Origin of the sequence: Buchnera aphidicola (Cinara splendens) (assembly GCF_900698975.1) — a bacterium.
Lineage (GTDB): Bacteria > Pseudomonadota > Gammaproteobacteria > Enterobacterales > Enterobacteriaceae > Buchnera_F > Buchnera_F aphidicola_AI.
Genome location: NZ_LR217723.1, coordinates 1 through 6,037, shown reverse-complemented (window position 1 = coordinate 6,037; position 6,037 = coordinate 1). Strand labels below are relative to the sequence as shown.

At 26.5% G+C, this 6,037-nt stretch carries 5 protein-coding genes; all 5 read right to left on the bottom strand.

The window, feature by feature from the left end; genetic code table 11:
- Nucleotides 1–84 precede the first annotated feature (84 nt).
- The 5 genes from repA to leuB all read right to left on the bottom strand — a co-directional run bounded on the left by repA (nucleotide 85) and on the right by leuB (nucleotide 5,889).
- Entirely contained in the window at nucleotides 85–930 is an 846-nt protein-coding gene (repA, locus tag BUCISPPA3004_RS02075; protein WP_154049082.1) for a plasmid replication initiator RepA, read from the bottom strand.
- A gap of 150 nt (nucleotides 931–1,080) precedes the next feature.
- Nucleotides 1,081–2,628: a 2-isopropylmalate synthase gene (gene leuA / locus BUCISPPA3004_RS02070; RefSeq protein WP_154049081.1), complete on the bottom strand. Its 1,548-nt coding sequence runs from the start codon at nucleotides 2,626–2,628 to the stop codon at nucleotides 1,081–1,083.
- A gap of 131 nt (nucleotides 2,629–2,759) precedes the next feature.
- On the bottom strand, nucleotides 2,760–3,365 hold the full coding sequence (gene leuD, locus BUCISPPA3004_RS02065; protein WP_154049080.1) for a 3-isopropylmalate dehydratase small subunit: 606 nt from the start codon (nucleotides 3,363–3,365) through the stop codon (nucleotides 2,760–2,762).
- 23 nt (nucleotides 3,366–3,388) lie between these two features.
- Complete coding sequence (leuC, locus tag BUCISPPA3004_RS02060; RefSeq protein WP_154049079.1) at nucleotides 3,389–4,792, bottom strand: 3-isopropylmalate dehydratase large subunit; 1,404 nt, start codon at nucleotides 4,790–4,792, stop codon at nucleotides 3,389–3,391.
- A complete protein-coding gene (leuB, locus tag BUCISPPA3004_RS02055; protein WP_154049078.1) occupies nucleotides 4,792–5,889 on the bottom strand; it encodes a 3-isopropylmalate dehydrogenase in 1,098 nt (365 codons plus the stop codon). Before leuB ends, leuC begins: the two co-directional genes overlap by 1 nt.
- Nucleotides 5,890–6,037: the final 148 nt, after the last annotated feature.

Sequence of the window (6,037 nt, the reverse complement as noted above, 5' to 3'; positions counted from 1 at the left end):
AATAATGATTTTTTTAAGAATATAAATTTAACTTAAAATATATAAATTTTTTAGCAATATAAAAGTTTTTTATAATAAATTAAATTAAGGAATTGAATGTTTAGCTAATTGTTTTAATCTTAAATATTCTAGATTAACTTTTTTTTTTAAATTAATTAAACCTATAGAACATAGTTCTTCAATTGAATATTTTTTTATCAAATTTTTCAAAATATGAGAGAAAGCATGTTTTTTTTCTAATCTAATTATTTCTATAGCTTTTTTCTTTTGTTTACTAAACATATGTTTGGAATTCCTAAAATAAAAAGCTCTTTGAATATACTTATCTTTTGCTCTTTGTTCAATTTCAAAAAGTGTCATTTGAGATTTTCTATCGTATACTCTCTGAATATTTATCCATTGTAATTGAGCAATTCTAATTTGTATCAATTGTGACTGAGAAATATCAAATAACATAAAAAACAAAGGTTGTAACAATATAATTTTAGGAATATACATTCCTAAAATTTTATCCCATACTTTTTGACAACAAATTAATCCAATTGGTTCCATAAATTCTGTAATTAATCGAGAAGCTCTGGTAATAGATTTATTACCTGCACTAGAATATGTAGATAAACCGCATACATCTGATAATCTTTCTACAGAAGCCATAACTAAAGTAGAGGTTATATTAAAATAATATAACATAGCTTGTACCATGGCTCGAAGAGCTCGAGCACGATGTTCATTTAAACGTCTTTTACGCGGTAAAACTCGTCCGGTAATGGGATTTTTAAAATTACAGATAGATAAGTAAATTTTATTATGAGCAACATTGATTGTTGCAGAACGTTCCATAGCGTATCGAATAAAAATAGGGCGTTTTTTGTGATTTTCTGGCTGAATAAATTGTGGGTATGGATTATATACATATTTTCTTTCTGACATGAATAACCTATAATAAAATTGTTATGAAATTATTAATTATATATATTGTTTGTATAAAAATAAATATTTTTTAAAATTTAATTATATAAATTAAATAAAAATTGCTGTTTCTAATTACACATAAAAAATAAATTATTTTTTAGGAAAAAGTTATTTACAGAGCTTCTCCAGCTCTTTGTCGACTTGCGTAGACTTCCAAATATAATTTAATACATTTACCATTGCTTGCGCTGATGCTTCAATAATGTCAGTCGCTAAACCTATTCCATGAAAATTACGTGATTTATATTGTACAACAATATCTACTTTTCCTAACGCATCTTTACCTTCACCATTAGCAACTAAATGAAATTTTTTTAAAACAATAGAATATAAAGTTGCTTTATTTAAAGCTTGATAAATTGCATCTACAGGACCATTACTAGTAGTAGCTTTTTGAATGTTTATTTCAGTTCCACACATCAAAATAATAGATGCTACAGACAAACCTGATAATTTAGACTGCACATCAAAATATTCTAATTTGAAGTATTCTCGAAGATTTTGTTGTTTTTTAAAAAATGCTAAAGCTTCTAAATCATAATCAAAAATTTGCCCTTTTTTATCAGCTAATTTTAAAAAATCAACATACAATTCATTTAAATTATAATCATTTTTTCTATATCCCATTTTTTGCATATGATGTTTGACAGCTGCTCTTCCAGATCGAGAAGTTAAATTTAATTTACAGTGATTTAATCCAATAGAAATTGGATCAATAATTTCATAATTTTCTCGATTTTTCAATACACCATCTTGATGAATTCCAGAAGAATGTGAAAATGCATTTTTTCCTACAATTGCTTTATTTGCTGAAATGGGCATATTACAAAATTGACTAACTATTTTGCTTGTTTTATAAATTTCTTTAAGATTAATATTAGTATATTTGTTTAAAACATCTCGATGTACATTTAATGCCATAATTACTTCTTCCAAAGCTGTATTTCCCGCTCTTTCTCCTAAACCATTCATAGTTCCTTCAATTTGTCTAGCTCCAGCTTCAACAGCGCTGATAGAGTTTCCTACAGCCATTCCTAGATCATTATGGCAATGAACAGAAATAATGATTTTATGTATATTTTTTACTCTATTAAATATGGAAAAAATAATATTTTTAAATTGTGTAGGCGTTGTATATCCAACTGTATCTGGAATATTTACAGTGGTAGCTCCTGCTTCTATCACAGCTTCAATTATGCTACACAAATTGTCTATAGAAGTTCTTCCTGCATCTTCACATGAAAATTCAACATCATTTGTATAACGTTTTGCCTGGATAATAGAAGATGTTGCCATATCTATAATTTCATTAAAATTTTTTTTTAATTTAGAAGATACATGTAAATTAGAAGTTCCTAAAAAAAGATGAATTCTAAAGTTCTGAGCATACTTCATAGCTTGTGCAGCTATATCAATATCTTTAAATAAACAACGAGCTAAACTACATATTTTACTTTTTTTAAGAACTTTAGAAATAGATTGTATCGATTTAAAATCTCCTGGTGATGAAATAGGAAAACCTGCTTCAATAATATCTACACCCATTCGTTCTAAAGCTAAAGCAATTTGCATTTTTTCATTTGCATTTAAACTAGCTTGCAAAGCCTGTTCACCATCACGTAATGTTGTATCAAGAATAATTATTTTTTCTTTCATATATTTTTCGCCAATTAATTAATACTATAAATTTATAGTTCATTTCCCTTCAGATAATTTTATTTTTAAAATAAACTATCTGAAGAAACTTTTTTTATTTTAAATTAACAATATATATATAAAATATATTTTTAATAAAAATTAAACATGGAATGATTTTTTTCATAAAAATTTATTTTCTTTTCATGTTTTAAAGTATAATCAATGTTATCAAATCCGTACATAATTGATTGCTTTTGAATAGAATTAATTACAAATTTGACACAATAATTATCAACAATAATTATTTCTTTTAACAAATTAATCATACATAAAACATTTTTTTTTTTTTTTAGTATTGAAAATAACTTATCTATTATATCTTTAGATAAAGAAATTAACAATAAACGATTATTTAAACAATTATTTGCAAAAATATCAGAAAAACTATGCGCAATAACTACCTTAAAACCATAATCCATTAAAGCCCATACAGCATGTTCTCGAGATGAACCACATCCGAAATTATTACGTGTTAATAAAATACTAGCTTTACTGTAATTTTTTTTATTTAAAATAAAATTAGGATTTTTTAATGTACCACTAGAATTTAAGAATCGCCAATTAAAAAATAATTTTTTACCAAATCCGACTTTATCAATTTTTTGTAAAAATTGTTTAGGAATGATTATATCGGTATCAATGTTAGACATATCAAAAGGAACTATGATACCAACATGTTGTATAAATTTTTGCATGACAATAAAATTATCCTAAAAGTTTATGAAAGAAAATTATCGACGTTAATAAATTTTCCGTACAAAGCTGTCTGAGCAGCTAACCAAGGACTCATTAAATGAGTTCGACCATTTAAACCTTGTCTTCCTTCAAAATTTCTATTACTTGTAGAAGCACATCTTTCATACGGTTTTAATTGATCTTCATTCATACCTAGACACATAGAACAGCCAGCATGTCTCCATTGAAAACCAGATTTTTTAAAAATTTTATCTAGACCTTCTTTTTCAGCTTGTTTCTTCACTAGGCCTGATCCGGGAACAATTAACGCTTCGACATTATCAGCAACTAATTTATTTTTTACCACTGAAGCTACTACACGCAAGTCTTCAATACGAGAATTAGTACAAGAACCAATAAATACTTTATTGATTGGTACATTAATTAAACTAGAACCTGGTTTTAAACCCATGTATTCTAATGATTTTTTTGCATTTTCTAGTTCATTTTTATCTTTAAAAAATTTTAATTCTGGAATTTTATTCGCAATAGAAATAACTTGTGATGGATTAGTTCCCCATGTTACTTGTGGAGATAAATTTGATACATTAATTAATATATCTTTTTCAAAAATAGATTTTGATCCAGATTTTAATGAATTCCATAACTTTGTATATTCTTTCCAAGATCTATTCTTAGGAACAAAATTTTTATTTTTTAAATATTCATAAGTAATATTATCAGGTTGAATAATTCCTGATTTTGCACCTAATTCAATTGCCATATTACAAACGGTCATTCGACTTTCCATGCTCATACTTTTTATAATAGGACCAGTAAATTCAACTACATAACCAGATCCACCAGAAGTACCGAGTTGATTTATGATTTTTAAGATAATATCTTTAGAATATACATTTTTTTGTAAAGTTCCATAAATATATATACGCATATTTTTCATATAATTTTGAGGCAATGTCTGTGTAGCTAAAACATGTTCTACTTCAGAAGTACCTATTCCAAAAGCTAATGAACCAAATGCTCCATGTGTTGAAGTATGTGAATCTCCACAAACAATTGTCATACCAGGAAGAGTCATGCCTTGTTCAGGACCCACAACATGTACAATGCCTTGATTTATATTTTTTAAATCATAACAAGAAATACCAAAATCATGACAATTTTTCAATAAAGTTGACATCTGTAATTTTGCCATTTTAGTCGAGTGATTAACTTCCCTAGAAAGAGTAGGTACGTTGTGATCCATAGTTGCAAATGTTTGTTGAGGTCTACGTACTGTTCTATTTTTTTCTTTCAATCCACTAAATGCTTGAGGGGAGGTTACTTCATGTATTAAATGAAGATCAATATAAATAATTGGTGTGATGTTTTTTTTATCGTATATTAAATGTGAATTAAATATTTTTTGATATAATGTTGTATTCATTATTTTATTATCTCAGATAATTTTTTAGCAATATTAGTTCCCATTTGAGTAGTATATATATAATTTTTACCATCTGAAATATCTATTGTACGATATCCTTTTTTCAAAGTTTCTATTACAGCTAACTCAATATTTTTAGCTATACTATTTAAGTTTAAGGAGTATTTAAATAATAAAGCTAAAGAAAGAATTTGAGCAATAGGATTAGCTAAATTTTTACCTTTCAAATCAGGAGCTGATCCTCCCGCTGGCTCAAATAATCCAAAAAACTTTTTATTTAAACTAGCCGAAGGTAACATTCCAACTGAACCAGTTAACATCGCACATTCATCAGATAAAATATCACCAAACATATTAGAACATAGTAAAACATCAAATTGACTAGGATTTTTTATAAGTTGCATAGCAGCATTATCAATATATAAATGATGCAATGTAACATCTGGGAATTTTTTAGACACTGAAGTAACTACTTCTCTCCATAAAACTGAACTTTCCAAAACATTTGCTTTATCTACAGAAAAAACTATCTTCCTTCTTTTTAGGGACAAAGTAAAAGCAATTTTTGCAATTTTTTCGATTTCTTTAGTAGAATAAATTTCTGTATCAAAAGCAGAAATGTTTTTTTTATTGAATGTATTTCTACCTTTAGGTAATCCAAAATATATACCACCTATAAGTTCTCGGATACATAAGATATCAAATCCATTTTTTACTATGTCTGATCGTAGCGGAGAAAGCTGTTTTAGGGCAGTAATTAGTTTAACGGGTCTAATATTAATAAACAAATTAAAAAATTGTCTAAGTGGTAATAAAGCGCCTCTTTCAGGTTGTTTGTCCTTAGAAAGACAAGACCATTTTTTTCCTCCTACAGATCCAAATAAAATAGCATCAGAATTCATGCAACCGTCCAGTGTTTTTTTAGGTAAAGGAGTTCCAAATTTATCAAATGCTATACCACCAACATCAAATTCACGAGTATTTATTCTATAATTTGATTTACTGTTAATAACATTTAAAATTTTATGTGCTTCTAACATAACTTCAGGTCCAATTCCATCACCTGGAAGTACAGCTATATTAAATGATTTTTTCATTATTGATCTTCTCATTTTTTCTAAAAATAATTTATTGGATTACAGTATACTATATAAAATGTATTATTTCTTTTTTTTTTTTCTTTAAAGGTTATTTTGCATCTATTTTTTATCAAATATTTTTTCATGTTATTACTAATTTATATTT